This is a genomic window from Streptomyces nanshensis (genome assembly GCF_001751255.1).
GTDB lineage: Bacteria > Actinomycetota > Actinomycetes > Streptomycetales > Streptomycetaceae > Streptomyces > Streptomyces nanshensis_A.
The window spans coordinates 1-1,138 of the sequence record NZ_LJGW01000538.1 but is presented as its reverse complement, the minus strand read 5'-3'; the positions used below and the strand labels follow the sequence as shown (position 1 = coordinate 1,138).

Genomic DNA, 1,138 nt, shown 5'->3' with positions numbered 1-1,138 from the left:
GAGCGGGCCGACCGGACCGACCGGACCGACCGGACCGACCGGACCGAGCGAGCGGAGTGGACCCGTCACGCCGGACCCCGGCCGTCCGCACCGCGGCGCGGGCCCAACCGCCCCGCGCGGCCCCTCAGTTCAGCGCCGCCACCCGCTCGCGATACCCCCGCACCGGCGCCGCGTCCCGGTAGGGCTCCAGGCGGCGCTCGAAGTCCCGTACGTACTCGTGCGCCCGTACCGACCGCATCTCCGCGGCCTGTTGGGCCGCCTCCGCCGCCAGCACGCACGCCTGCTCGACCTCCCCGAGCCCCAGCCGCGCCGTCGCCAGCACCATCCGGCAGAACAGCCGGCTGCGGGTCAGGCCCGAGCCCCGCAACTGCAGCGCGCGCTCCGCGTGCTGAGCCGCCGCCCGGTACTGCTGGAGGTCACGGTGACAGTGCCCGCTCTCGTCGGCGAGCTGCGCCTCGTCGAAGGGGCGTGCCCACGGCGGCGCGTCCTCGCCGGACTTGGCCGCCTCCAGGGCCCGTTCGGCACGCGAGAGCGACGACGTGCACGCCCGTACCTCGCCGAGCACGGCGTGCCCGCGCGCCTCCGCCGTGTGCAGCAGCGCTTGCACCAGCGGCGGCGCGTTCGTGCCGACGCCCTGCTGCGCGACGCGTGCGAGCTGCACCGCCTCCCGGCCGTGCCCGAGATAGACCGCCTGCCTGCTCATCGTCACCAGGACATAGCTGCCGTACGCGCGGTCGCCCGCGGCCTGCGCCAGCCGCAGCGCCTGGACGAAGTAGCGCTGGGCGAGGCCGTGCGCCGCGATGTCGTACGACGTCCAGCCCGCGAGGCGCGTCAGATCCGCGGCGGCACCGAACAGCCGCCGGCCGAGCTGCTCCCCGTAGACCCCGCGCAGCATCGGCTCCGCCTCGTGTTCCAGATACCGCACCAGCGCCTGCCGGGCGTGGCCGCCGCCGTAGGCGTTGTCGAGGGCGCGGAAGAGTTCGCAGACGGAGCGCAGGGCGTTGACGTCCCCGACGGTGACGCGCTGTCCGGGGCCCCGTTCCGTACGGTCGGGGCGGTCGCCCCGGATCGCCCCCGGAGCGCCGGCCCCGACTCCGGCCCGTGCCAGGGCGCCCGCCGGCGGGAGGCCCGCGGCCCC

The 1,138-nt window shown here is 76.9% G+C and carries 1 pseudogene; it reads right to left on the bottom strand.

Annotated elements, in window-relative coordinates:
- Positions 1–124 precede the first annotated feature (124 nt).
- A pseudogene (locus AN218_RS29590) lies at positions 125–1,138 on the bottom strand (regulator); the annotation flags it as partial.